Annotated in this window: 21 protein-coding genes and 1 pseudogene; 18 read left to right on the top strand and 4 right to left on the bottom strand. The window is 59.8% G+C overall.

What is annotated here, in order from left to right:
* Nucleotides 1-180 precede the first annotated feature (180 nt).
* A complete protein-coding gene (gene dinB, locus LB554_RS20605; protein WP_411962642.1) occupies nucleotides 181-1,221 on the top strand; it encodes a DNA polymerase IV in 1,041 nt (346 codons plus the stop codon).
* Nucleotides 1,222-1,233: 12 nt separating this feature from the next.
* Here dinB and ligD read toward each other — a convergent pair whose 3' ends face one another.
* Nucleotides 1,234-3,171 carry a DNA ligase D gene (ligD, locus tag LB554_RS20610; protein WP_224586595.1) on the bottom strand — a complete coding sequence of 646 codons (1,938 nt, stop codon included), beginning with the start codon at nucleotides 3,169-3,171 and terminating at the stop codon, nucleotides 1,234-1,236.
* Between the two features lie 131 nt (nucleotides 3,172-3,302).
* Between ligD and LB554_RS20615 the strand changes: the two genes are divergently transcribed.
* From LB554_RS20615 to LB554_RS20680, 14 genes are all read left to right on the top strand, one after another.
* Nucleotides 3,303-3,485, top strand: coding sequence for a DUF3606 domain-containing protein (locus LB554_RS20615; protein WP_128177328.1), 183 nt, complete (start codon nucleotides 3,303-3,305; stop codon nucleotides 3,483-3,485).
* Between the two features lie 19 nt (nucleotides 3,486-3,504).
* Nucleotides 3,505-4,281, top strand: coding sequence for an exodeoxyribonuclease III (gene xth / locus LB554_RS20620; RefSeq protein WP_224586596.1), 777 nt, complete (start codon nucleotides 3,505-3,507; stop codon nucleotides 4,279-4,281).
* Between the two features lie 704 nt (nucleotides 4,282-4,985).
* Nucleotides 4,986-6,521, top strand: coding sequence for an AAA family ATPase (locus LB554_RS20625; protein WP_224586598.1), 1,536 nt, complete (start codon nucleotides 4,986-4,988; stop codon nucleotides 6,519-6,521).
* Nucleotides 6,521-7,369 (top strand): HNH endonuclease, encoded by an 849-nt coding sequence (locus LB554_RS20630; protein WP_224586600.1) that lies wholly within the window; start codon nucleotides 6,521-6,523, stop codon nucleotides 7,367-7,369. The genes LB554_RS20625 and LB554_RS20630 overlap by 1 nt, the downstream gene beginning before the upstream one ends.
* On the top strand, nucleotides 7,366-8,436 hold the full coding sequence (locus LB554_RS20635; protein WP_224586602.1) for a hypothetical protein: 1,071 nt from the start codon (nucleotides 7,366-7,368) through the stop codon (nucleotides 8,434-8,436). The genes LB554_RS20630 and LB554_RS20635 overlap by 4 nt, the downstream gene beginning before the upstream one ends.
* Nucleotides 8,437-8,666: 230 nt before the next feature.
* The gene (locus LB554_RS20640; protein WP_027061126.1) at nucleotides 8,667-8,870 is read left to right on the top strand and encodes a ribbon-helix-helix domain-containing protein; all 204 of its coding nucleotides are present in this window, start codon (nucleotides 8,667-8,669) and stop codon (nucleotides 8,868-8,870) included.
* Nucleotides 8,857-10,026, top strand: a complete 1,170-nt coding sequence (locus LB554_RS20645) for a DNA cytosine methyltransferase (RefSeq protein ID WP_224586604.1) — start codon at nucleotides 8,857-8,859, stop codon at nucleotides 10,024-10,026. The genes LB554_RS20640 and LB554_RS20645 overlap by 14 nt, the downstream gene beginning before the upstream one ends.
* A 72-nt stretch (nucleotides 10,027-10,098) precedes the next feature.
* A complete protein-coding gene (locus LB554_RS20650; RefSeq protein WP_224586606.1) occupies nucleotides 10,099-11,046 on the top strand; it encodes an Eco29kI family restriction endonuclease in 948 nt (315 codons plus the stop codon).
* Entirely contained in the window at nucleotides 11,018-11,479 is a 462-nt protein-coding gene (locus LB554_RS20655) for a very short patch repair endonuclease (protein ID WP_224586608.1), read from the top strand. Before LB554_RS20650 ends, LB554_RS20655 begins: the two co-directional genes overlap by 29 nt.
* A 24-nt stretch (nucleotides 11,480-11,503) precedes the next feature.
* Nucleotides 11,504-13,855, top strand: coding sequence for an ATP-binding protein (locus LB554_RS20660; protein WP_224586610.1), 2,352 nt, complete (start codon nucleotides 11,504-11,506; stop codon nucleotides 13,853-13,855).
* Entirely contained in the window at nucleotides 13,852-15,528 is a 1,677-nt protein-coding gene (locus LB554_RS20665) for a DEAD/DEAH box helicase family protein (RefSeq protein WP_224586612.1), read from the top strand. Before LB554_RS20660 ends, LB554_RS20665 begins: the two co-directional genes overlap by 4 nt.
* The gene (locus LB554_RS20670; RefSeq protein WP_224586614.1) at nucleotides 15,525-16,055 is read left to right on the top strand and encodes a hypothetical protein; all 531 of its coding nucleotides are present in this window, start codon (nucleotides 15,525-15,527) and stop codon (nucleotides 16,053-16,055) included. Before LB554_RS20665 ends, LB554_RS20670 begins: the two co-directional genes overlap by 4 nt.
* A gap of 2 nt (nucleotides 16,056-16,057) precedes the next feature.
* Entirely contained in the window at nucleotides 16,058-17,188 is a 1,131-nt protein-coding gene (locus tag LB554_RS20675) for a PIN-like domain-containing protein (RefSeq protein ID WP_224586616.1), read from the top strand.
* Nucleotides 17,157-18,248, top strand: coding sequence for an HNH endonuclease (locus LB554_RS20680; protein WP_224586618.1), 1,092 nt, complete (start codon nucleotides 17,157-17,159; stop codon nucleotides 18,246-18,248). Before LB554_RS20675 ends, LB554_RS20680 begins: the two co-directional genes overlap by 32 nt.
* Here the strand turns inward: LB554_RS20680 and LB554_RS20685 are convergent.
* The 3 genes and pseudogenes from LB554_RS20685 to LB554_RS20695 all read right to left on the bottom strand — a co-directional run.
* A pseudogene (locus tag LB554_RS20685) lies at nucleotides 18,245-18,616 on the bottom strand (tyrosine-type recombinase/integrase); the annotation flags it as partial. The gene LB554_RS20680 and the pseudogene LB554_RS20685 overlap by 4 nt on opposite strands.
* Nucleotides 18,617-19,858, bottom strand: a complete 1,242-nt coding sequence (locus LB554_RS20690) for a tyrosine-type recombinase/integrase (RefSeq protein WP_224586620.1) — start codon at nucleotides 19,856-19,858, stop codon at nucleotides 18,617-18,619.
* Between the two features lie 1,413 nt (nucleotides 19,859-21,271).
* Nucleotides 21,272-22,150, bottom strand: a complete 879-nt coding sequence (locus tag LB554_RS20695) for a GNAT family N-acetyltransferase (RefSeq protein WP_224586622.1) — start codon at nucleotides 22,148-22,150, stop codon at nucleotides 21,272-21,274.
* A gap of 230 nt (nucleotides 22,151-22,380) precedes the next feature.
* On the opposite strand from LB554_RS20695, the gene argE reads away from it, so the two are divergent.
* From argE to LB554_RS20710, 3 genes are read left to right on the top strand one after another with little or no spacing between them, the layout of a single operon-like run.
* On the top strand, nucleotides 22,381-23,505 hold the full coding sequence (gene argE, locus LB554_RS20700; RefSeq protein WP_224586624.1) for an acetylornithine deacetylase: 1,125 nt from the start codon (nucleotides 22,381-22,383) through the stop codon (nucleotides 23,503-23,505).
* Nucleotides 23,506-23,522: 17 nt separating this feature from the next.
* Nucleotides 23,523-24,446, top strand: coding sequence for a 2-hydroxyacid dehydrogenase (locus LB554_RS20705; protein WP_224586626.1), 924 nt, complete (start codon nucleotides 23,523-23,525; stop codon nucleotides 24,444-24,446).
* A gap of 15 nt (nucleotides 24,447-24,461) precedes the next feature.
* Nucleotides 24,462-24,818 (top strand): cupin domain-containing protein, encoded by a 357-nt coding sequence (locus LB554_RS20710; RefSeq protein WP_224586628.1) that lies wholly within the window; start codon nucleotides 24,462-24,464, stop codon nucleotides 24,816-24,818.
* The last annotated feature ends 16 nt before the right edge of the window (nucleotides 24,819-24,834 follow it).

Genomic DNA, 24,834 nt, shown 5'->3' on the forward strand with positions numbered 1-24,834 from the left:
TGGACTCGTTGCGCCGCTCCGAGAGTTGATCCCAGACGGCCCTTGATCGAGGTGCGGTCTATCTTGATATGCCGCAGGTGATGCAGGGACGGCGAAGTGGGCGAGCGAAGCGACATAGGCCAAGAAATTGGTGAGCCGCGTGAAGGGACGGCCATCCTTCGCAAGATCATCCATGTCGACATGGATGCTTTCTTCGCCTCGGTCGAACAACGCGACAACCCTGACCTGCGCGGCAAGCCCGTGGCAGTCGGGGGCTCGGCGGCGCGCGGTGTGGTCGCGGCTGCGAGCTACGAGGCCAGAAGGTTCGGGGTGCGTTCCGCCATGCCTTCGATCACGGCGAAGCGCAAATGCCCGGAGTTGATCTTCGTGCCGCCGCGCTTTGACGTCTATCGCGCCGTCTCCCAGCAGATCCACGCGATCTTTGCCGAGCACACACCACTCATTGAACCGCTCTCGCTCGACGAGGCCTATCTCGACGTCACCGACAATCTACAGGGCATTCCGGTCGCGACGACGATTGCGGAAATGATCCGCGCGAAGATCAAGGCCGAAACCGGCCTGACGGCCTCGGCTGGCGTCAGCTACAACAAATTTCTGGCCAAACTCGCTTCCGGCCAGAACAAGCCCGATGGGGTGTTCGTTATCACTCCGAAGCAGGGTCCCGCCTTTGTCGAGGCCTTGCCCGTGCGGAAATTTCATGGTGTTGGCCCGGCAACCGCCGACAAGATGGCGCGGCTCGGCATCGAGACCGGCGCCGACCTGCGGGCACAGAGCCTGGCGTTTCTCGAGGAGAAGTTCGGGAAGGCGGGTCCGTACTATTACTGGATCGCCCGGGGCATCGACGAACGCCCGGTGCGGGCCGACCGCGAGCGCAAGTCCGTGGGGGCTGAGGACACCTTTGCGAGCGATCTGTTTGACGTCGAAAGTGCTCGCAAGGAACTGGCTCCATTGGTCGCCAAGGTCTGGCGCTATTGCGAGGAAAGATCGATCCAGGGTCGCACGGTGACATTGAAGGTGAAATTCGCCGACTTCCAGCAAATCACGCGCAGCCGCACGTTCGGAGGCGTCATCGAGGGCGAAGCCGACCTAGCGACCGTCAGCGGCACCCTCCTCGATCAGGTATTTCCTGTCAGCAAGGGGATCCGCCTGCTCGGGGTGACACTTTCAAATCTAAGCGGAAAGAGAACCGAGGCCGATCGGCAGATGTCGCTGACGATCTAGGACTGGCTGCAGCTATCGGACTGCTTTTCGGATACGCTCTGTCAGCGTTTGTTCGACATCGAAATAGCCCTCCCAGGCGTCGGACTCCTGAGCCCGGGCGGCGGCAGCGAAAACGTCAAATGCGCTGGCACTCTTGAACGTCGGCAGTTCATCCCAAGTGACCGGTACGGCGCACGACGCACCGGACCGCGCGCGGGTCGACCACGGGCAAATCGCCGTGGCGCCCTGTCCATTGCGCAGATAGTCGATGAACATGCGGCCTTTGCGCCGCGCCTTGCTCATATTCGCGACGAAACGGGACGGATCCGTGCGGGCCAGCAGTTCGGCGAAGTCCTGGCAGAAGTTCTTGACTGCTTCCCAGTCGGCCTCGGGAACGAGCGGCACGACGACATGCACGCCCTTGCCGCCGGATAGCAGCGGCCAGGATTGAAGGGCGAGTGCATCTAGAACGCCGCGGATGTCGATCGCGGCCTGCTTGACGTCATCAAAGCCCAGGCCCTCGTCCGGATCGATGTCGAAGATTATCCGGTGTGGAAGGTTTGGCTGCTGGCGCAAGCTTCCCCAGACATGGAACTCGAGCACGTTGATCTGGACGCCGGCGATCAGCCCAGCCAGGTCGTCGACCCAAAGAATGCGGCTCTCCTTGCCGGACATCTTCTCCAACTGGCCGTCATGGATTGCCCTGGGCATGCCAGGCAGCTTGTGCTTCTGAAAAAAGGTCTGCTGCAGGTCGCCGTCGGTATCGCGCACCAGCGAAAGGGGCCGATGCTGGATGTGCGGCAGCATCCTCTCGGCAACTGCGGCGTAGTAGGCGGCGAGCGTCGCCTTTGTCACCGCAGTGCCGGGATACATCAGCTTGTCGGGATGGGTCAGGTTAACGCCGACAGCGCGGGCGATCTCCTTGCCCATAGCGGGATCGAGATTGGCCGTGGCGGTGGTCGCGACGGTCTTGGGCATTTCCATCACGACCTGGTCGGCGCGCTTGTCTTCGCGCATGCCTTGAAAGCTCGGGTGACGCAGGCTGCCGTCCGGTGTCATCTCGGAATAGGTGACCTCGGCAACGAGTTCGGGCTTTACCCAGCGGGCGCGTCGCGCAATGTCGCGGGGCACGGAGACGAAGGCGGGTTTGTCCAGCGGCCGCTTCTCCAACTGCGCGAGAATGGATTTGCGCATCGCCTCGGTGAATCCGGTGCCGACGCGGCCGCGGTAGATCAGCTTGCCGTTTTCGTAGGTGCCCAGGATCAGCGAGGCTATGCCACGGCCGGTGTCGCTTGGGCGGTAGCCGCCGACCACGAATTCCTGTCGTTTCGTGCACTTGATCTTGAGCCAACTGGCAGTGCGGTCGCCGACATAGCGACTGTCCGCGCGCTTGGCGATGATGCCCTCGTGGCCGCCGGCGCACATGGTGTCGAAGACCTTCTTGCCGTTGTCGGCGATATGGCTGGAAAACTGCAGGCTGTCGTCCGGGTCCCTCTCGCCCAAAAGGTCCGCAAGCCGGTCCTTGCGCTCGAGCAAGAGCCGGTCGGTCAAGTCCTCGCCGTTCAATTCCAGCAGATCGAAGGCGTAGAACTTGAGCGGCATGCCGGCAGCAATGCCGGTTTTTAGCATGGAGAAGTTGGTGCGGCCCCGGCTGTCGATGGCCACGATCTCGCCATCGATCAGCGCCGAACCCTTCGTGAGCGCCTTAAGCGACGGCAGGATTACCTTGAACTGGCGGGTCCAGTCGTGGCCGTTGCGGGTGTAGACGACGACTTCCGAGCCCGAGATGGCGACCTGGGCGCGATAGCCATCGAACTTCATTTCGAAGAGCCAATCGGCGCCAGCCGGTATGTCGTCGGTGAGCGTGCAGAGTTGGAAAGGACGAAAGCGGGGTAGGGGGTATCTCGGGGTAGATTCTGAGTCCCGGCGCCGTGCGCGCTTTTTGGGGAAGGCGGCCTCTACGGCCGACATGGGGAACCCGAATACATAGTACGATTCAATACTCTGCCCTGGGTTTCAGTTCCATACCGCGTGCCGATGAATTGAACCGGAAGAGTCTGGGCGCGTTGTTGGGAATTGGAACGCAATCCCTGGAGGAAGAAATGGCCACTACTCAAACAACTCGCGGGCGCAGCCAGGACCGCGCAAAGGTCGCTGGCGGGCAGGACCATGAGGTGAAGTACGAGGCGGGCAAGACGGGGGCCAGCAAGGCCGACGTCAAGTCAGCCGTGAAATCGGTCGGCAATAGTCGCAAGAAGGTCGAGGACAAGCTGGGTAAGAAGTGAGCCACGGCCGCGAGGACAGATGGTTCGCATCGCTACTTTCAATGTCAACGGCGTCAATGGTCGACTGCCCGTGCTCCTCAAATGGCTCACGGCTACCAACTACGACATCGTCTGCCTCCAGGAACTCAAGACGTCCGACGAGAAATTTCCGGCCCAGGCCATCCGGGAGGCGGGGTATGGCGCTATCTGGCATGGCCAGAAATCCTACAACGGAGTGGCCATTCTATCTCGCGGGGTAGACCCGGTTGAACGGCGGCGCGGCTTGCCGGGCGATCCCGATGACTCCCACAGCCGCTACATTGAAGCCGACGTGAAAGGACTCGTTGTCAGCTGTCTCTATCTGCCGAATGGGAATCCAGCGCCTGGTCCCAAGTTCGACTACAAGCTGCGCTGGTTCGACCGCCTGATCAGCTATGGCCAGGACCTGCTCAAAGCGGGAACGCCGACAGTGCTGTGTGGAGACTACAATGTCGTTCCAACTCCGATTGACGCCGTGGCGCCGCGACGATGGCTGGGGGATGCGGTTTACTTCCCCGAGAGCCGGCAAGCCTATGCCGAGATGCTCAAGGATGGGTGGATCGATGCGGTTCGGCGCATCCATCCGGACAAGGGCATCTACACCTACTGGAATTTCTCCTTTGGCGGCGGCTACGACAGGAGTTCTGGCCTGCGAATGGACCATCTGCTCTTAAGTCCGTCGTTGACACCGCAGCTACGAGGGGCCGGGGTGGATGACAAAGTGCGAGGGTGGGAAAAGCCAAGCGACCATGCCCCTACATGGATCGAACTCGACTAATCTTACGAGGCTGTGCGGGTGCGAATGATGCTTCCAGGCGCCGTGCCGTACGACCCGACTGAAACCCATTTCTTGCCGTGGTATGCTTTGAGTGCTCTTCCCGAGCATAGGCAGTCATGGGGCCGTTTCATTGACAACAAGCGAAAGCATCGAACTTCATTTCAACGACGCGGATAGCAAACTCTACGGCAAACTGCATGCTGCGCGGCACGACTTGGCTGCTGCTCAGAGCTACGGGCTGTTTCTCCTAAAGAAGCGGTGGAAAGCTAAACCTTGGAGTCGCGGATCCACATACCTGCAGCAATCCGCGTTCGTGACTGCGATGGTTACCTCGTATGGTCGCGCGTTCGGAGGCAGCAGAGGATGGCCACAATTTCCCAAGGAGCTTCTGGATGTCTAGGACACCGCAGAAGGTGCTCTGCACAGGAATGTCATCCGCCTGCGTCACCAGGTTTACGCTCATTCTGACTCGCAGAGCTATCTTGTTCGACCGTGGCGGTCGGACTACCATACCGACATCGAGCAGGTGCCCATCTTGGAGTTGGATGCGGCGAGTACCCAAACGCTCGTGACGATGTCTCAGAAGATGATGGCAGCCGTCGGCACGGCGATGCATCGAATAAAGGATCGGTATCCCTAGATCCGTCCCTGCCTTTCTTGTCGAGATGCTGGTATGAATTTCTATTCGCGGCGGGGGGGAGAGCGTGTTTTTTACAGTATTGCCAGTCGGCGGCCGGCCACCGACCAACGCTCGATCGCGCGCATTTCTTGTCACCGACAATTGGGACGACTGGTTTGAATTTGCGACCATGTATTTCCTGACCTATGTCGACGCCGATGGTGAGCGTCAGGACGTCGGGTCGGTGAAAATCGGCGAACTCGGGATGGGGAGATCTCAGCGGCGTCCCGACATTCCAGAGCGCTTCGATGCCTTGGAGGAGCAGTTCTTCTCTTTGGGGCAAGACGATACCTATTATGAGGCATTGAACGAACTCGGGCCCGATCTTCGCGACCGGATTCTCGAAGGCCTCAGAGACATCGCTCTCGATGAAGATCTTTTTGAGCGCGCCCTGCAAGAGCGTGTCACTGGATTATCGCTGCTTCGTTCCGTGTCGCCACAGGCGGTGCGTGGGCAGTACCGCCGGATGGCAAGCGGTGGGGCTCGCGTTACACCTTTCGAATTCTCATACCGGATGGCTCGCGATCGCAGGTCGTCCGCGAGGCGAATGGAGCTGACGTTTGGGGTTTTTCCCGAAGCTCAGCCACCGACCAACATCCATGTCATCACAGGTCGGAACGGTGTGGGCAAGACGTACCTGCTGAACTCGATGACAGAAGCCTTCTTGGAAAGTGAGGATCGCGCAAAGGGGCGCTTCGTCGTCAATGACGAAGACGAAGCCGCCGGCTCGTTCACAGGGCTCGTGTCGGTCAGCTTCAGCGCGTTTGACGATTTCACTCCACTCAGCGTTCCAAGAGACAGATCTTCGGGTCCGCAATATTCCTACATTGGCCTCAAGCGGATCGGAGTGTCCTCCAGCGGCAGGCCATTGGCACCGAAGAGCCCCAACTACCTGGGTCGGGATTTCAGTGAAAGCGTCCAGATTTGTCGGCAGGGCGCCAGGGTCTCCCGTTGGAGGCGAGCCCTACAAACCCTGGAAGCGGATCCCATCTTCAGAGACGCAGACGTCGCCAAGCTGGCAACTGAGGATGAGGAAGACATTGCTCCAGAGGCGTCGCGTCTGTTCGCAAACCTCAGTTCCGGACACAAGATCGTTCTGCTGACGATTACGCGTTTGGTCGAGACGGTCGAAGAGCGGACCCTGGTGCTCCTCGATGAGCCTGAGGCACATCTCCATCCACCGTTGTTATCCGCATTCATTCGCGCGGTCTCGGACTTGCTGATCAATCGCAATGGCGTGGCGATTATTGCAACGCACTCCCCCGTCGTGTTGCAGGAAGTGCCGATGAGTTGCGTCTGGAAGGTTCGACGCAACGGACGCACAGTCGTCGCCGAACGGCCGGAGATTGAGACTTTTGGTGAGAATGTTGGAATATTGACCCGCGAGGTCTTTGGTCTCGAGGTGACGGATTCGGGCTTCCATCGCATGCTGCGAGATCAGGTGGCATCGGGCGGCGACTTCGACGAGATAATCGAACACTTCGGCGGCCAACTCGGACTCGAGGGGCAGGCGATCGTTCGAGGCCTGATCGCTGCGCGTGACGCGAATGGCGATGACTGATGTGGAAATTGCCAAAGCCCGAACAAACCGCCGAAGACGTGTTCACGACGACGATCAGCAAGGTGGCAAATGCAGAGCTCAAGCAGCGTCTCACCGGCATTACCGCCGCAATCGTCGAGGCATCGATTGAGTTCGATGACGCAGCCTCCAGCAATGAAATTCACACCATTGCCCCAAGCACCAACATTGGCCTTGTAACCGTCAAGGAAATGTCGCGAGTCTACTCGGGGAGGCTCGCGGCGAAGGGAGCTCCTGGGCGGGAAATCTACGATGCGTTGATGGCTGTGCCAAAGCACGGTCGATGCCCGCTCTGTGGCCAACACGTGGTCTCAACGCTCGACCATTACCTGCCGAAAACTCAGTTTCCGGCGCTCGCTGTAGCTCCGTGGAATCTAATTCCGGCCTGCCATGATTGCAATAAAGCTAAGGCGGACGTTCGGCCGTTGACGGCGAGCGATGAGACGATTCATCCCTATTACGACGATATTGAGGGTGAGCGCTGGCTTGTCGCTGAAGTCGTAGATGGCACCCCCGCCGCTCTACGGTTTTTCGTTTCGCCACCGGCCGGCTGGAGCGAAGTTTTGACTGCTCGAGTCCAACGCCAGTTTCAGATGCTCAGTCTTGCGGCTCGATACGCCGCGAAAGCGGCCCAGGAACTCACCGAACTGAGCGACCTGATGACCACAAACTACGCAGATGGCGGGGTGGACGAGGTGCGTTCGCTTCTGCAGAAGACGGCAGATAGCTGTCGGTTGGTGAATGTGAATGGCTGGCGCACGGCCTCCTACCAAGCTCTCTCCGACAGCGACTGGTATTGCCAAGGCGGCTTCGCGATGAGTGCGGCATGAGAAGGATTATCAACGGGGTCGTGTACGATACTGACACTTCCGAGCGATTGGCTCGAGGCGATCATGGCGACGACAGATCGGATGCGTCCTGGACACTTTATCGGACGCCGACCGGCGTATTCTTTGAGCTGGTGGCAGGTCATGATGGTGTGTTGGAGGGGTTCTTTCCGCTAACCGACCAAGAAGCGCGCAAATTTCTAGAACGCCATGCCAATGATCGGGTCGAGGAGTATTTGGGACCCGCTCGCGAGGCGGCCCGACCACTCTTTTCCCGCAGGACGATTATTGCGGCGGCCGACGTTCTGGAAAGCCTCACCCAGGCTGAAATCAGTGCGCTGCTCACCGATTTTGGACCGAGTGTCTATGAGCACATCGGGGGTGGGAGCGCTAAAGCGCGCATGGTTGAGTTGAAGCGGTTTATCGATAGAAATCCGAGACACTCGGTTGACGATGGACTGCTTGAAAACGTGCTGGTAGAGCGCGCGACCGCGCGCCTTCCAGCAATTGAGCCGGATTATGAATGGTCGACGGCGAGGGTTGAAAGGCCTGAGTTTCAGAAGCTGCGCTACGCCCTGGAGCAAGACGGGTATAGGATTGTGGATGGCACGCTCCGACGCAGCCTCCCTAGCGATATTGGACTCCCACAAACCGACTCCGAGTTGGTGGCGCTTCTAAAGAAGCATCGGTTCGAGACGTCCCTCGGTCATCTTGTTCAAGCACAGGATGCTCACGCCCGTGGGAACTGGGCATCCGCGAATGCTCAACTCCGATCATTCTTCGAGGGGCTGCTGAACGAGATCGCCACTGGCCTAGACGCGAAGGTGGAAGAGTTGAAGGAGAGTGAGAACAAACGCGCATATCTGGCAAAGGTTGGCTTCTTGGCCGAGGACCTCAACGAGTGGGGATCAAACGGAAAAAACTTTACGAACGGTCTTCTTCGGCGACTTCACCCGGAAGGATCTCATCCAGGACTATCAGACAAGGACGATTCCACATATCGGCTGCACCTAGTGCTTTTGACCGCTGCCCTGCTCATGCGTCGGTATGATGGCTGGCCGCGCACGTGAGGGTGCAACAACGTTTGAGCCGCCATGGTGGCGCGCGCACTGGGCCTCTCTGGGCCTCACACCCGCTTGACCAAAAGACAAGATTGAGCAATATGTTCCGCATTTGTTCTTCTCCCGGATGCTTGAGTCGAGGATAAGGCAGCCACGACGACCCGCGTGGGTTGAAAAATTAGCGATTCGGCCTCAGGATAATGTGCCGCGGATTGCCGCGGATTGCCGCGGAGGCCGGATTGGGTAAAGACGGTCGCGACGCCGAGCGTGTAACCACTACGTTGACGCGCGCGCAAAAGGCAGAGCTCGATCGACTTGCGAAGGCGCAAGGCGTGAAAGTTGCCTGGCTGGTCCGACGATCGGTCGAGAGGTTTTTGGAAGAAGCCGCTGGCGGGCCGATGTTGCCGCTGGACTTTAAAGGGGGCGAAGATGCAAAGCGCTGAACTCTTCGCCGGCTGTGGGGGGCTGGCCCTCGGAATGTCCCGAGCAGGATTTCAGCACCAGCATATGGCGGAATTTGATCAGGACGCTGTGGCGACGGTCCTGCACAATAAAACAAAGGGCGTGGAGCACGTCCGAGATTGGCCGATGGGTCTTCAAGATGTGCGGGAGATCGATTGGACGAAGCTGACCGCCCTCGATTTGGTTTCGGGTGGGCCTCCGTGCCAGCCTTTTGGAATTGGCGGCAAGAAGCATGGTCAGGACGATCATCGCGATATGTGGCCGGAAGCTATTCGAGCGGTGCGGGAGGCAGGGCCTCGATCATTTCTCTTCGAGAATGTCAGGAACCTTGCTGGTCCGCGTTTCCGCCCGTACCTCGAATGGATCATCGCCCATCTAGAGCGGCCAGGGTTGGTCCGGACATCGAACGAGTCGCATGCTGAGCACCGCGCGCGACTGGCAGCGTCCAAGTCTCGCAAGGAATTCAATGTCGTGTGGCAGCTTGTGAATGCTGCTGATTATGGCGCCGCGCAAATTAGGCATCGCGTTTTGATCTTTGGCATCAGAAGCGACCTCGATGTTCCCCCCGCGCTTATGATTCCGACCCATAGTCGCGATCGGCTTCTCTGGGAGCAATATGTTACCGGCGAGTATTGGGTGCGGCACGGCCTCAGGAAGCGCGAACGTCCCATACTCCAACAGGATCGCGCACGCGTTGAGAAATTGAGGCGGTCCAACATCGAGCCGGTCGGATCCGCTTGGATCACGGTTCGTGATGCCTTGGATGGTCTCGGTGAGCCGGACGGAAGGAGCAACCATATCCTTCAGTTGGGCGCGCGGGTATATCCAGGCCACACGGGAAGTCCTTTGGACCTGCCCGCGAAGGCGCTCAAGGCTGGAGACCATGGTGTTCCTGGCGGCGAAAACATGATGGTCCGAGATGACGGGTCAGTTCGCTATTTCACCACGCGTGAAGCTGCGCGGCTGGTGGGGTTGCCGGACGACTACGAGTTTCCGCGTTCCTGGACAGAAAGCATGCGGCAGCTGGGTAACGCGGTCCCTGCTCCCTTGGGAGCGGCGGCGGGTCGCTGGCTTGCCACACAGCTCGACCGCGCAAGGGCCAGCGACGGCCTAGCTTCCACACGTCGCGCCGCGTAACATTGATTTTTGTATCAGCCGGAGGGCGAGTCGCAGCCGCTAGACCTCGTTCGGCTACGAAGGGGTTAGTGGATGGCGTTGGCACCAGATCGAGCCGCCATAAAGGCACTTGAGGACGCGCTCGCGGCGGTGCTCTTGGCTGCCGGCAGCAATCCTCCTCAAGCGGTGGTTCGTCGGATCCGTGAAGGTTTGGCCGCACACGCCGACGCAGTTGAGGCCGTGCGCTCGTCTACAGATCCAATACGCATGCCTCGCGCGACCTTTGACCCAGCCGACCCAAAGGCGATTGGGCGAATGGTCTCGATCGCGCTCATTGCGCAGCCGCTGGTCGCGCTAACTGACGTCCGGCCTGCCTACGGCTCGGGTGTCTACGCGATTTACTATCGCGGCGATCACCCGCTCTATGGATCCATCTCAGGATCTGAAACGCCGATCTATGTTGGTAAGGCCGATCCGGCGAAAGATGATGCCAGCACGACGCGGGAGCAGGGCGCGAAGCTGACAGCCCGCCTGTTGGAGCATGCGGGGACAATCGGGACCGCGGAGGGCTATTCTGACAAGCTGCCGGCCCATCTATCGCTCATAAAATTGGCGGACTTTGTCTGCCGCCGCCTTGTGTGCGCGACGAACGCCCAACTGGTAGCCGAGAAGCATCTCATTCGTACCTTTTGGCCGATCTGGAACTCAGAGACCAAGGCCTGCTGGGGAATGAGCAAGCACGGCGACGCGGCTAAGACGCGAGCCAACAAGCGCTCCCCATGGGACGTCGTGCACCCGGGGCGTCTCTGGGCATTGGATGAGCGGCTGATAGACTCCCTGACGCCGGATGAGATTTCCAAGCGGATCGCCGCGACCTTGGAGCGTGTGCCACCGCGACAGGATCACGCAGCGTTACTGGAGGAGATGCTGGCCGGGTTCCGCCAGGACGACGCAGTGTTGGCGAACCCCGAGATTCCGCCGGTGGGCGAGGACGTCGCGGGTCCCGAGCCCGATGAGGCTGGTGGTGTCGACGACGAGTGAGACGGAAGCCGCAAGAAGCGTTCAGATGTCGCGCATTCGAGGGCGGGACACGAAGCCGGAAATGCGCGTGCGCAAGGCGCTCCATGCGGCGGGATTGCGATATCGTCTGCATGCGGGGGATTTGCCCGGAAAGCCTGATCTTGTGTTTCGGAGCCGACGGATAGCCCTGTTCGTGCATGGATGCTTCTGGCACCAGCATCCCGATCCGAATTGCAAGCTCTCAAGAATGCCAAAGTCGAAGATCGATTTCTGGCGCCCAAAACTCGAGGGCAACAGATTGCGCGACGAAAAAACGCGATCCGCCCTAGAAGCGCGAGGTTGGACCGTCGTCGAGGTTTGGGAATGCCAGATTAAACCTGATGACTTGCGGCAACTGGTTGCTAGACTTCAGATAACAAAGCCGCTGAGCGCGGCGGAGAAAAAACCCGATTGAAAGTCGGGTAGGAGGGGCGGGGAAATGACTCAGGAACTGGATCTTACACCGGCGCCGCGCGTGCTGCAGATGCTCGGCGAGATCAATCTTGAGCAATGGCGATGCCTGGCCGAGCTCATTGACAATTCTATTGATGGTTTCATCGATGCTGCCAGAGCCGGGATACTGATCGCCCGGCCTGAAATCACGGTCGCCATCCCAACCGCCGACACCGAAAACGCGCGGGTGTCCGTCAAGGACAACGGGCCCGGCATGTCCCTGGAGACGTTGGAGAACGCGCTTCGGGCGGGTTGGTCGGGAAATGATCCACTGTCAAAGCTCGGCCTATTCGGTATGGGTTTCAATATCGCCACCGCGCGTCTTGGTATCGTAACAGAGGTCTGGACCAGCCGGCGGGGGGATCCGGAACAAGTCGGTGTTCGCATCGACCTAGAGGAACTGCGAGCATCCGGAAATTACAAAGTGCCCCGTCAAGTGCGAGCCAAGTCGAACCATGAGGATCATGGGACCGAGATCGTGGTCACTCGGCTCAAGCCCGAACAGCGCGCCTATCTGGCAAGAGCGAACAACCGCACGACCATCAAGAAGCATTTGGCCAAAACATACTCCGCGTTGTTGTCGAGTTCAGAAGCGGGTGTAATCCGGCTGATGCTGGGCGGCGTGAGGGTCACGCCGCTCCGCCCTTGCGTCTGGGATTCGAGCCGATCGGTTGAGCTACCTGATGGCACCGTCGCTAGCGCGGTGGAGCAGTTCGATGTCGCGCTCGCCCCGCGACGATATTGTGAGCACTGCATGCGCACGTTAGCGAGCGATCAAGAACAATGCCCCACCGGAAGCACGCATTGCGCGATCGTCGAGACCCCGAGAAGAGTTAAAGGTTGGGTCGGCATCCAAAGATACTTGGACAAGACCGACTTCGGAATCGACTTCATCAGAAATGGTAGAAAAATCGAGATCGGAAGCAAGGACCTCTTCATATGGAACGATGGGGAGACACAGGAGGTCGAGTACCCAATCGATGATCCGCGAAGCCGAGGTCGCTTCATTGGAGAAATCCACCTCGACCACTGCCAAGTGAGTTACACCAAGAATCGCTTCGAGCGGGACGATCCGGCATGGAATGAGATGGTGCGCGTGGTTCGCGGCGAGGGACCATTGCGGCCCAACACCGCGCGCCAAAAAGGCTTCGATGGCAACCAAAGCCCTCTGTACAAGCTGTTCCAGGCGTTCCGCCGCACCAGCCCTCAAGGTAAGAACGGATTGTGGTCCAAGATCATGGTGGTCCAGGACAATGATCGCGCGCTGCAGATGGCCGGGCAGTTCGCGAACGCGGACCCCGATTACCTAACGGATGAGCACTGGTGGCAGCTCGTCGAGGAGCAGGACGCGAAAATTCTCGGTGATACACCGGGTTCCGGCGATGGCGCCGCTATCCCGGAGGGCTTCCTAGGTGGTGCCAACCCCGAGGACCCAGCCGCTGGCGTTGGTGGCGGATCCCAACCCGGCGGGGAACAGCCAGCCGCCGCTGGTCCCGTAGCGCCCGAGCCCGCCCCTCCACCCGCGCGGCGACCGATATTTGACCTCACTCGCAAGTATGTTCATCCTACATATCGCGCGGAGTTCGACGTCGAGGCATTCGCGGTCGATCCAGCCGATCCGCAATTGCCCTCGGGCCAGCCGTGGGCGGTTCGCTTGGATAATGTGGCGACGCGTACCTATTCGTATCTCGTCGATACGACACACAACGTGTTTCGATCCTCGACGATGACGCCGATCGACGCCTTGCTCGTTGACCTGACCTACCGAACTATCGAGTTCCTCCGCGGGCACAGCCAGGAAGCGACAGCGGCGAGTGTCCTCGCGGATTTTCGCGCTGAGTACTGCGGCGACACACGATTGGACGAGCAAGAGATCATCGCCCTCGCGGGGAGTATCCTGAGCGATATCTGCCGGTCGGTGGCCGGCCTTGTGGGAGAACAATCGGCCGAGATGTATGGCGAGCTATCGAATCGCGAGAAAGAGGGCATCGCGCGGCGGATGGCAGGCCGCGGTGTCGCCGACCCACGAGCGTTAATTGACGATGGTCGATACTGGGACTATGCCGACGGAAGCACCGTCCGCAGGCTATTCCTGAGGCATGCCGAGCTATTTCTTGATGGAAGCTACTGGGAGGATGCCTATGCGGTCCTCGACTTCGGCGCTCCCGACGTGACGAACGATGCCAAAGCGGCGACGGTCGCCCGCTATGACGCATACCTCGGGGACGCCATTTGGCTTGCCGATCAAACGCCAGCTGACCTGGCGCGCGCGTCGCGGGACACCGTGATCCGAGCGACGTGTTCGCTCCGGCTCCTCAGACCGGATGTTGTGGTGTGACCGCGGAGCCCTTCCTCCACGCCCAGCGACTGCTAAGGGGACCATGGCAAGCCTTCGAAAGGGATGTTGCTCGGCTGCTGGTGTGCAACGGGTTTGAGGACGTCCGGCTCATTGGTGGTTCCGGCGACGCTGGCGCCGACATCCTCGGCGTCAAGAATTCTGAACTGTGGGTAATCCAGTGCAAGTTCACCACCGGCGGTTACCCGTCGCCGACGGCAGTGGACCAAGTCGGCGAGGCGGCGCGGTATTATCAGGCCGACCGACTCTACGTCGCCACGAGCCGCCGCGCCGGGCCCGCGATGCAGGCCTCGGTCCGACGTTGGGCCGCTCTTGGCGTCGAAATTGGTGTTCTGGAGCCGGCGACGTTGCTGGAGATGGCGAGGCGCAGTCCGGAATATCCGCCGAGCAGGCGGGATCTTCGCGACTATCAACTCGGGGCTGTCGAACGGTTTGTCGGAGCCTTGCGCGAAACGGGCCGCGGGCAGGTGGTCCTCGCGACCGGACTTGGGAAGACGGTGGTGCTGGCGGAGAGCCTAGCCCAACTCTTTCGCGATGAGGCGATCACGGGAGGGCGGGCTTTGGTGCTCGCCGGCACGAGGGAATTGGTCGATCAGCTGCAGAGGGCATTTTGGGACCAGCTTCCAAAATGGATTCCAACGCACCGCTTGATCGGCGGCGAGTCTCCGAGCGAGTGGAATGGCATCACGTTCGCGACTGTTCAAAGCGCGGTGTCGCGGCTCGACGACTTGCCTGACTTCGGAGTCGTGCTGATCGATGAGGCGCACCATGTCGGCTCCGACACCTTCCGCCGCGTCACGGATAAAATGACGGAGGCGATGATCGGCGGCGTCACTGCCACCCCGTGGCGGGGCGATGGCTACGATATTGACCACCTGTTGGGCCCGCCCGTCATTCGGATCGGTATCGCGGAGGGTCTGAGACGAGGATTTCTTTGCGAGGCGGATTACCGGCTGCTCGCGGACAACATTGATTGGTCGTTTGTGCGATCGCACTCACGCAACAGCTATTCGATCAAGCAACTCAACAAGCTCTTGCTGCTACCAACCCGTGATGAGGAGGCGGCGCGCGCGATCCGAGACACATTCGATAAGGAGGTCCGACGTTCGGCGATAATATTCTGTTCCTCGGTGACCCACGCCAAAAGTTTCGCGGCCATGCTGAGGTTGTTCGGTTTTCGCGCTGAGCCGATCACCGGTGACATGGCGCCTCGGGAACGAGATCGGACCATGGCCGCCTTTCGAAAGGGGACGCTCGACGTTGTTACCACTCGCGACCTTTTCAACGAAGGCGTTGATGTGCCGGACGTCGACATGATCGTCTTCATGCGTGTCACGCACAGCCGTCGGATATTCGTGCAGCAGTTGGGTCGGGGACTGCGCATCAGCCCGAGGAAGAAGAAGGTCGTCGTTCTAGATTTTGTCAGCGACCTGCGGCGCCTAGCGGAGGTTGTTGAGCTCGAGAAAGCCGTGCGAGGGGACGTCGAGCGATTGCGTCTACCAGGTGTCATCCAGTTCCGCGACGAAGGTGCTGGCACATTCATGCTCGATTGGATGAAGGACCAGGCAGACCTGTTCACCCGTGAGGGGGATCCAACACTAGAATTGCCTGCCTTCGATTTCCCGGCGCCTCATACCAGGGGCGGAATTCAGTGACCGGAATATCAGCAGCTCTACGCGATGCTCTACAGGACAGGCTCTGGCAGCAGTGCGACGATCTCGGATGGATGTCACTCCAGGACGTTGAGCGGGCGCGCTACTACGAGCTCTGGACGCGAGACGCATCAATTGGTGGGCAGCTGGCCCACGTGATGGATGCCAGAAAAGTGCGCGTCTACATCAAGGATTCCCTTGTGAAGCCATATGTTCGCGCCCGCCTGTCTCTAGACGAGGGCGAGGTCTGGCGCCTACTTGGACTCACCCCTGCCGATCGCGTCGTTCACGTCTACATCAAACCACACGGGCGCAGGACTGACGACGGTAGGGTTATCGGGTGGGGTCGAAGCCGCGATTGGAAGTCTGTGTTAATGGCGGTCTTCGAGCGCGGTCGCGCACAAAGTTCATTCACGTCGTTCGGTGTTGTTCTGCTTGAGAGTGGGAAGACCGAGGCGGAACGATCCCGGACCCTCGTTAAAGAGGCCGCGCGGAGACTCGGAATTGAGAAATTAGCCTGGTTGGAGTGATGATGAGAGAAAAGTATCCAGGCTGGTATCCAAAGTCGGCGGCTGAGGCCTCGGCCTTGTGGGACAACGCTATTTTTGTCCCGGATGCGAATGTCCTGCTGCACTGCCTCCGTCATCCCGCCGCCGTTCGAGAGGAACTTCTGCGCCTGTTCGACGCGCTAAAGGAGTCTCTATGGATTCCGTACCAAGTTGGGCTGGAGTTTCATCGCAATCGTCTGGATGTCGAGCTTGGCGCGCAGGATGCCTACGACGCCTTGATCAAAGACCAGGAAGCGACGATCGAAAAGGCGCGGGAGCGGCTGAGGCAGCTCCGCGCCCATCCAACGATAAGTGTGCCCAAAGAATTGGCCGCCTTGGATATGTTCTCGGCGGATTTTCGTTCTCGAATGGCGGCCTCGCAAGCGGCCCACCCGACCGAGGATATCGCGGCTTCTGTCACGCGCCTTACGCAGCTTCTGGATGGTCGAATTGGGGACAAGTGGAAGGTCGAGCAGCTAGCTGCCCTCAAGAAGGAGGGCGATGATCGCTATGCGAAGAAGGTTCCGCCCGGATACAAGGACGCCAAAAAGGACGCTGGCGAGTTCGACAAGTATGGTGATCTAATTATTTGGAAGGACATGATCGGCAAGGCCAAGGCGGAGAAGCGACCGATCATTTTCATTTCGGATGACGCCAAGGAAGACTGGTGGTGGATTCACAAAGGTCGGAAGTTGGGTCCTCGCCCTGAGCTGATAGAGGAGTTTCAAGCCGGCTCGGATCAAGACTTCCACATTTACGAGTTCGGCCAGTTCTTAAGGTTCGCGGCGGAACGCTTCCCGGAGATCAAGGCGGGCGTGGATCAGGTCGAAAAGAGTCTGCAGGACGACGTACGTGCTCGTCGGAAGCAGAGCGAGGCCGCCGAAGCGAGCGTGACACGAGCAAGGGCACGAGAACTCGAGGACGAACGGGACCATATTGTAGGCCTGTTGTCGGGGGCTCCGGGCGCAACGATGCCTGCTGCGACCGCTGACCGCTCGGTTTTGAGGGCGCGGCTCAGCGAGCTGAACGGCGAACTGCAGTCCTTGTCACTGACGAGCTCCGCCCCTCCCGAAGACCAGGACGATGGCGGAACGCCAGCGAGCCAGGAAGCATGACGAATTCCGCCACGGCATCACGGGTGCCCCGGTCGCCGCAGCCACGCTCAACCGTTCGATTTTACTCGATCGTGTTATTCACGCCTCGGGTGGGGGACGTCGCACGCATAAAAGGCCTTCATGCCTCTCGGGCTCTCTGGAGCTCATTGGTTTGAAAGGCATTTTCGATACCAAGGCGAACTCGGGGTACGATGACGAGATCACACGCCGTTATCACTTCCCGCCGCAGTATCGAGCGATAGCGCAGCGACTTGTCGGCGAGTGGATCGTTTATCGAGAGCCACAACGCAACCGAGGTCGCCGCGCCTACATCGCTGTGGCCAGGGTATTGCGGATTGATCCCGATCCGGGGCGGCCTGGCTACTCTTATGCGCTGGTTGAAGATTACCTCCCCTTCGACCGGCCCGTCCCATTTTCCGGCGCCTTCTATGCTGAAGCCGCCTTACGTGAGATCGGGAATCCGAGCCGCGTCGGCGCTTATCTACAGGGCAAATCGATACGGACAATTTCTGAGGCAGACTTCGCCGCAATCGCGCGTGCTGGTTTCGATGAAACCTTGGCGCCCGAAAACGCAGTTCGTTTGGAGCTTGATTATCGCCATGTTGATCCGGAGACCTTGGATCTTTTACGAGCGCCGCCCGAGGATCAGGCGAGACGGATCGAGCAGATACTCGTCAACCGGAAAGTGCGAGACGCAAATTTCCGCCGCCAGATTTGCGAAGCCTACGACAACCGATGCGCCGTGACCGGGCTGCGCATGGTAAATGGTGGCGGCAAGGCGGAGGTCCAGGCGGCGCACATTTGGCCTGTCGCGTCAGGCGGGCCAGACGTCGTGCAGAATGGCCTAGCACTTTCCGGAACCGTGCACTGGCTTTTCGACCGACACCTAATCTCTCTCACGGACGACTATCGCCTGCTCGTTTCCCACAACAAGGTGCCGGACGAGCTGCGCAGCCTTTTTGCTCACCAGTTGGATCGCATTCATCTACCGCAAGACCCGAAGCTCTGGCCGCATCCCGGCTACGTTGCTAAGCATCGAGAGGCATTTAGCGGAGGTTAGGCGGCCGTCCAGTTCCGGTCGGAACGCCGTCGGGGTGGGAATTGGCCGTGCCTGACGAGTTTCAGAGTGGGGTCCTTCTTCGTCACCTCGGCGACCCACTTCCAATCGTCGTACTTGTCTCCGGTTTGGCGCAGGTGTGTGTAACGCTTGAGCGAGGTCCAGGACCGGTGTCCTGAATTTGAGGCGACCCGTGGGATGGTAAGGCCAAGCTCGAATAATCTCGAAATGCCATCGTGCCGCAGGTCATGAAAACGAAGGTCGTCGATTCCAAGCCGCTTACAGGCGCGGGTGAAGGAGGCGCTGATCGCGTCTGTCGAATACGGGAAGATTTGTGCTGCAACCTTGGGCATTTCCGAGAGGATACGCATTCATGCCGCCAGCGTGAATGTGTTCCGTGCCAGCATCTTTCTGACATATGCGTCCCATTTCTTCATCGCTGCGCGCTTCTCAGGCATGTAGGTCCAGCGATCGTAGCTCTTCGAACTGACATCCTGTAGCGCATGGTTCTGCAGGCGGTCGCGGATTTCCTTCGAGATGCCGGCTTTGCCTGCGAGGGTTTTGAAGGTCCGCCGTAGGTCTCGGTTGGTCGCGAAAGGTATGACCCCGCGGTCCCGTTGCCGCCATACGAAACTGTAGAGCGAGCCGTGGCTGACCGGCCGGAATGGATCGTTCGCCGATGGGAAGTACCAGCCATATTCGTTCGGAGTGATGGACCCGATGAGTTCTGCAGCCAGGGACGGTACGGGCGCGGCGTGCGGCTGGTCGTTTTTCGTCTTCGACCAGTCTATTATCTTTTCGGCCGCATCCCATTGTTCCACATGGAGACGGGCGATCTCTTCAACGCGTTGCCCGGTGAGCATGATGAGTTGGATTGCGCGCGGATAGGAGGGGTGGACCGGGACGTCAGGGCAGTCGAGCCACCAATAGAGACGGGCGAATTCGGCCTCATCGAGCCAGCGTGTGCCCCGCACCTTCGGCTCGGTCGGAATCGCGGAAGCGGGATTGAACGGAATCCGGAACCTGCGCGGTGATGAGTTCCGATAATCGTGTTCGGATTTCATGCCCCAGCTATAGGCGGCGTGGACATAGCTTCTGACGTGGTCCGCCATGGCGCGGGCGCCGCGCTCATAGATCGGCCGGATCACCTCCACAATTTCCTCAGGATCAATTTCGCGGGCAAGCCGGTGGCGGCCGAGCGTGTTGGCTATTTTGTTGAGACCCTTTTCCGTCTCTTTCCAGGAGGGCTTGCCCGCGCTCTTGAGGGCGGCGACATAGCCTGAGAAAAGGTCTTGGACAGTCCCGGCCCGTGCGTCGGTCGCGATCTTGATGCTCCGGCCCTTCTGAATAAGTCTTGCAAAATCGCGGTCGAAAATCTCGCGCGCCGTGGCGAGGGACATCGACGGGTAGGATCCGATCTTCTTTTTGACGCGCTTCTTGTCGCGCCATTGTTGCGCCATCCAATCGGCCGTCACGCGAGTCGGCATGGGCTTGAGAATGAGTATGAGCCGGCCGGTGCCGTGCCCGTCGCCATCAACAAGCGTTTCCTGCTTTGCACTTTGTTCGATCCGCCTGATTGCGGCGCGTATTTCTCCGTCTGAAATAATCGGCATGCTTGTTCTCCCTTGGGTTGAGAGTGGGCTTTGCCGACGGATGAGGAGTGGGGTTTATACCCACCAAAAAAGAAGGGCCGGCAACTGGGGTCTGAAGGGGTTTTGATCCCCCGAAAACCACCCCGAATCTGCCATACTAACCGGGCCTACGACAAGCCAGAAAATACAGATGAATCAGCGGGATAGAGCGTGATCCTGCGGGAGCGAAATAGGCACTTTTGGATGATTGTGGATCACGATCAGTCACGCTGGATCACGTTGGCACACGATGGAGCAAGGAACTGTGGGTGGATTTAGCGAGCCAAAACGGGGTATCGATTTGGGGCAGGGGATTGGTGGTTGCATTAGAGGCAGCCAGACAGGGTGACTCGTGCTCAGCCCGCTCGCTAACGGCAACTGATCGGCAGCCATTGCAATTGCGTTTGGCTGAAATATAGGCGGTCAAATGATGGATGGGGCAGATAGATAAATAAAATCAAATAGTTATCCGAGGCTGTCTGCAAAAAATGCACACGAAAGTTCCGCTCTCTTCCATTTTCGTTCCTGCGATAGGGTAGCCGACAACCCTTCCCGGGCGCTCTTCTGCCGAAGTCGTTGACCTCTCCAACGCGGATATCCGCCGGGATGCCCGTTGACCTATCTGCCGCGGCGTCCAGTTTGCCCGGGTTCCTGGAAGCTTTTCGAAATGCCTTGCGCCTCCAGCCGAAACGCGCGCCTTGTGGAGGACGTTGGCGTTCGGGATCCGCAGTGGTGCAAACTTGATCAAAGCGCTTATCGGGGGCTCGAGTCGGAAGAGCGCTATCGCCTTTCCCCACCCAGCTTTGCTGCATTTTGCACTTCGTTGCCGCGCGTGGCACCCAATAGATTTCAGGGACGCGCGATATCCCAGGGTTCAGTAGGAGATCTCCGGCGAAAAGGCGGCTGAACCGCAGCCTCGGCAAAGATTTCAGCGAACTGCCGCCGGACCAGTGCGAATACTCCGCGAACGGCAGGCGGCCTACCATCTTGGCATCGCGACGATGATCGATCAGGCCGCCAATCAGTGTGCGGGCAGTCTCCCGGTCGATCTGGGGCGATTGTCCTTAACGTCTCCAAAGCTGCTGAGCGATCACATGCGCCAGCAGCAAGAGGCGATTCACGTCCGATGCTTGACGCGGTCCACCGCGACAAACAAGCGAAGCATAGCATCTGTGCTTGGCCCGCACACCCGAGCAGACACTTACTTTCTGGTCTGATGAGTGAGGCCGTGATGCATCCCTCCGGCTATGCATGGTGGAGAGGTCCGAACGAAGAATCCCCCAGCCCCAAAGCGAACGGCAAACCTGAGAATGCCAACTCCAAGGCGACAGGGGTTGGGAACGGCACCACCCCACAGGCTCCCAGCGGCGCTTTTCAGCGGTGTCGATTCTGTCCTCAGCTCAAGGCGTGGCCGGCCAATCCATAAACCCACGGTCCGTTCTCTTCTCGGTTCAGGAAACGGCGCCCTTTGGACATGGTCGTAACGGTCTCGGCAACGCCAAGGCCGCACTGCTCGAGAAACGTGGCAAGCACGCCATCCTTTTCCCTGCTATCCAATCGGACGAAGCGTCCTGCAAGATTCGTCAGATGGACGGCGGTGAGATGGACCGCGTCCAGATCGTTGTGCGCGACCATCGGCCCGATCACATAACCACGCCCAAACTCGCGACACATGGAATAGCCGACGATCTTGCCGCCACGGCTCAGAGTTTGGATTGAGGCATTCGCTGAAAGCAGTGCGAGCAGCTTCTCGCGGTTCGTCCCAAACGCGCGCGTATCCAGCTCGATGATCTCATTCAGCCGGTCGCTCGACAGCGCCTGCAATTCGCCGTCCAGGGCCGGCATGGCCGGGAGTGCGGGCGGAACCTCCCCCTGGCGCATGAATACGATTCCCTCAGTCGTGAAACCGAATGAGACATAGAGGGGATAGGCGGCATGGGTGGCGTTGAGCGCCAAATTGCGATCGCCACATTGCTCAAGCACCTGTTCCATGAGCCATCGGCCGCCGCCTTGCGCTTGTGTGCGGGGCGTTGTGATCACCACGCCGATGGTGGCGAAATCGTCCCCTTGCGGAAACCACATCGCGCTGCCGAAAACCCGGCCAATGCCGTCTACGGCAACGATGCCGCGGCCCGCACGGCGCAGAATGTCCCAGTCCTTCGGCCGATGCGGCCAGCGAACTGAGATCGAGAGCGCGTGGAGAAGATCGACGTCGACTTCGTCGATGTCCCGCGCGACCAGTTCGAAAGACTTCAGGCGCACTGATCTCTGCATTTCAGTCGACCTGCTCCTTATATCCAAGTCCCATGCTCGCGACCCCGTCCTCGCTGACGTGCCGCAGCCGTCTTTTGCCCCATGATTGCACCCGACAGCCAGCAGGTTTCGCTGGTTCCGAGCCAATATTCGAAATCTTCGGCCAAAGCATAGCTTCATTCGGCACGGAATGCTCTGGCCGACTGCCACACTGTACGCATCAGGCGAGTTGCGCCAGTGGAGCGGTGCCCGTGAATGTTAAAGAAATTCTTGCGAGGCTGATCGCGTTCCCATCGGTCGTGGGCTCGCCAAACGGCGCGATCGTCGACTGGGTGCGTGAATATTGCGAGGCGGCCGGAGCAGAAGTGACCGTTCTTTGCGGCCCCGACGGCGACCGGTCCAACCTGTTTGTCACAATCGGACCGCGGCGCGCCCGCGGCTACATCTTGTCGGGTCACATGGATGTCGTGCCGGCCGGTGAGCGAGAATGGAGCTCGGATCCCTTTGTGCTGTTCCAAGACGGTGCCAGGCTTCATGGTCGCGGCACCTCCGACATGAAGGGCTTTCTCGCCTGCGCCCTGGCCGCGCTGCCGCGGCTTGCGGCGATGAATTTGCAGCGGCCAATTCATCTCGCATTCTCCTATGACGAGGAGGCAGGTGCCCGCGGTGTGCCGCATCTTATCGCCGCGCTGCCAAGCTTGTGCGAGAGGCCGCTTGGCGCGATTATCGGTGAGCCGAGCCGAATGGAAGCGGTGCGGGGGCACAAGGGCAAGGCGGCTGCGCGGCTCGAGGTGATTGGACGGTCCGGCCATTCTTCACGGCCCGAGCTGGGACTGAATGCCGTGCACGCAATGGCAGGTCTCGTCACGCAGATCGTGACCTATGGCCAGACCCTCGAAAACGGGCCTTTCGACACGGATTTCGCGCCTCCATACTCGTCATTGCAGGTCGGTGTCATCGCAGGCGGCCAAGCCGTCAACATCATCCCCGATCGCTGCACCGCCGATATCGAGGTCCGTGCCGTGCCGGGTGTTTCCCCATCATCCCTGCTCGAGCCGGTAAAGGCCCAGCTAGCGGCTCTACGCGACAGCGGCTTTGAGGTGGCGTGGCATGAGTTAAGCGCCTATCCGGGACTTTCGCTCGCGCAGGGGAGTGAATTGACGGCCCTTCTGGTCGAGTTGACGGGGCGCGAGCCCCTGTCTGCGGTGAGTTACGGCACGGAGGCTGGCCTCTATCAGCAGGCCGGCATCGACGCGATCATCTGCGGTCCCGGCGATATCAGCCGGGCTCATCGTGCCAACGAATATATCGAGATCGGCGAACTTGCTGCCTGCCAGAGCATGATCGAACGTCTCGGCACGCGCCTTGCCGCATAGCGGGAGAGGGCGGTTTCATGGCTTTTCTTTTCAATTCCGACCCGGTGCGTGCAGCGGTCTTCCGTAAGGTTTTCGCACGCGAACTCCCGGACGTCGAATTGTTCCACAGCAGCGAATGTGTCGACCCGGAGAAGGTGCGCTACCTCCTGACCTGGACGGCGCCGGACGATATCGCGCGCTATCGCAATCTCGAAGTGCTGTTTTCGCTCGGCGCCGGCGTCGATCAGTTCAAGCGTGAAAGCCTGCCCCAGCAGGTGAAGCTGGTGCGCATGGTTGAGGATGGCATCATTCGCATGATGCAGGAATATGTCGTTCTCGGCGTGCTGAGCCTCCACCGGGATATGGTGGCGTATCGTGAACAGCAGAAGCGCCAAGCATGGCGGTGTCTTGCCGCTCCGCAAGCGACCGCGCGCCGCGTGGGCTTTCTAGGCCTCGGCATGCTGGCGCAGGCGGCTATCGAGCGCTTGCTGCCGTTTCGCTTTCCCATTGCCGCCTGGAGCCGAAGCAGGAAGGAAATCGAAGGGGTCACCTGCTTTCATGGGGCCGACCAGCTTGCCGGTTTCCTCGCGCGCACGGACATTCTCGTCTGCCTGCTGCCGCTGACGGAAGAAACCCGCGGCATTCTCGATGCGGAACTCTTTTCCCTCCTGCCGGCCGGGGCGAGGCTGCTGCATGTCGGCCGCGGACCGCACTTAGACCAAACCGCCCTGATTCAGGCTCTCGATAGCGGGCACCTCGCCGCCGCGATGCTCGATGTCACCGATCCCGAGCCGCTGCCGGACGACCATCCACTCTGGCGGCATCCGAAGGTGGCGATCACGCCGCATATTGCTTCCGTGACGCAAGCAGATTCCGCGGCGCAATCCGTCGTGGACAATATCCGGCGCCACCGCGCCGGAGAAGAACTGATCGGCCTCGTCGATCCGACACTCGGCTACTAACCAGGGAAACATGACATGTCACTTCTGATCACGATCGACACAGATCCGGCCTTCGCGCCCAAGCAAGCATTACCGGCTCCGGAGCGGCTCATCTCCGGCAATCCATCCTTCAAGACTTGGGCGCAGGACGCTTCGAAAGGCGAGAAGGTCCTGACCGGCGTCTGGGAGGCGACGCCTGGCGAAACGCATTCGATCAAGGGCACGACCTGCGAATTCTGCCACATCATTTCGGGTCTCGTCGAGATCGAGGAGAAGGGCGGTGAGACCAAGACTTACCGCACCGGCGACAGTTTCGTGATGAAGCCCGGCTTTGTCGGCGTCTGGCGTACCATCGAAACCGTGCGCAAGATCTACGTCAGCGTTTACGACTGAGCTCAACGCTCAAGGT

The organism is Mesorhizobium sp. CO1-1-11 (assembly GCF_020164995.1).
GTDB classification, from domain to species: domain Bacteria; phylum Pseudomonadota; class Alphaproteobacteria; order Rhizobiales; family Rhizobiaceae; genus Mesorhizobium; species Mesorhizobium australicum.

Bases quoted from the DNA above. Each gene is read 5' to 3' on its own strand.
- dinB (WP_411962642.1), top strand. From the start codon at position 181: ATGGATGCTTTCTTCGCCTCGGTCGAACAACGCGACAACCCTGACCTG.
- ligD (WP_224586595.1), bottom strand. From the start codon at position 3,171: ATGTCGGCCGTAGAGGCCGCCTTCCCCAAAAAGCGCGCACGGCGCCGG.
- LB554_RS20615 (WP_128177328.1), top strand. From the start codon at position 3,303: ATGGCCACTACTCAAACAACTCGCGGGCGCAGCCAGGACCGCGCAAAG.
- xth (WP_224586596.1), top strand. From the start codon at position 3,505: ATGGTTCGCATCGCTACTTTCAATGTCAACGGCGTCAATGGTCGACTG.
- LB554_RS20630 (WP_224586600.1), top strand. From the start codon at position 6,521: ATGTGGAAATTGCCAAAGCCCGAACAAACCGCCGAAGACGTGTTCACG.
- LB554_RS20635 (WP_224586602.1), top strand. From the start codon at position 7,366: ATGAGAAGGATTATCAACGGGGTCGTGTACGATACTGACACTTCCGAG.
- LB554_RS20645 (WP_224586604.1), top strand. From the start codon at position 8,857: ATGCAAAGCGCTGAACTCTTCGCCGGCTGTGGGGGGCTGGCCCTCGGA.
- LB554_RS20650 (WP_224586606.1), top strand. From the start codon at position 10,099: ATGGCGTTGGCACCAGATCGAGCCGCCATAAAGGCACTTGAGGACGCG.
- LB554_RS20655 (WP_224586608.1), top strand. From the start codon at position 11,018: ATGAGGCTGGTGGTGTCGACGACGAGTGAGACGGAAGCCGCAAGAAGC.
- LB554_RS20660 (WP_224586610.1), top strand. From the start codon at position 11,504: ATGACTCAGGAACTGGATCTTACACCGGCGCCGCGCGTGCTGCAGATG.
- LB554_RS20675 (WP_224586616.1), top strand. From the start codon at position 16,058: ATGAGAGAAAAGTATCCAGGCTGGTATCCAAAGTCGGCGGCTGAGGCC.
- LB554_RS20680 (WP_224586618.1), top strand. From the start codon at position 17,157: ATGGCGGAACGCCAGCGAGCCAGGAAGCATGACGAATTCCGCCACGGC.
- LB554_RS20690 (WP_224586620.1), bottom strand. From the start codon at position 19,858: ATGCCGATTATTTCAGACGGAGAAATACGCGCCGCAATCAGGCGGATC.
- LB554_RS20695 (WP_224586622.1), bottom strand. From the start codon at position 22,150: ATGCAGAGATCAGTGCGCCTGAAGTCTTTCGAACTGGTCGCGCGGGAC.
- LB554_RS20705 (WP_224586626.1), top strand. From the start codon at position 23,523: ATGGCTTTTCTTTTCAATTCCGACCCGGTGCGTGCAGCGGTCTTCCGT.
- LB554_RS20710 (WP_224586628.1), top strand. From the start codon at position 24,462: ATGTCACTTCTGATCACGATCGACACAGATCCGGCCTTCGCGCCCAAG.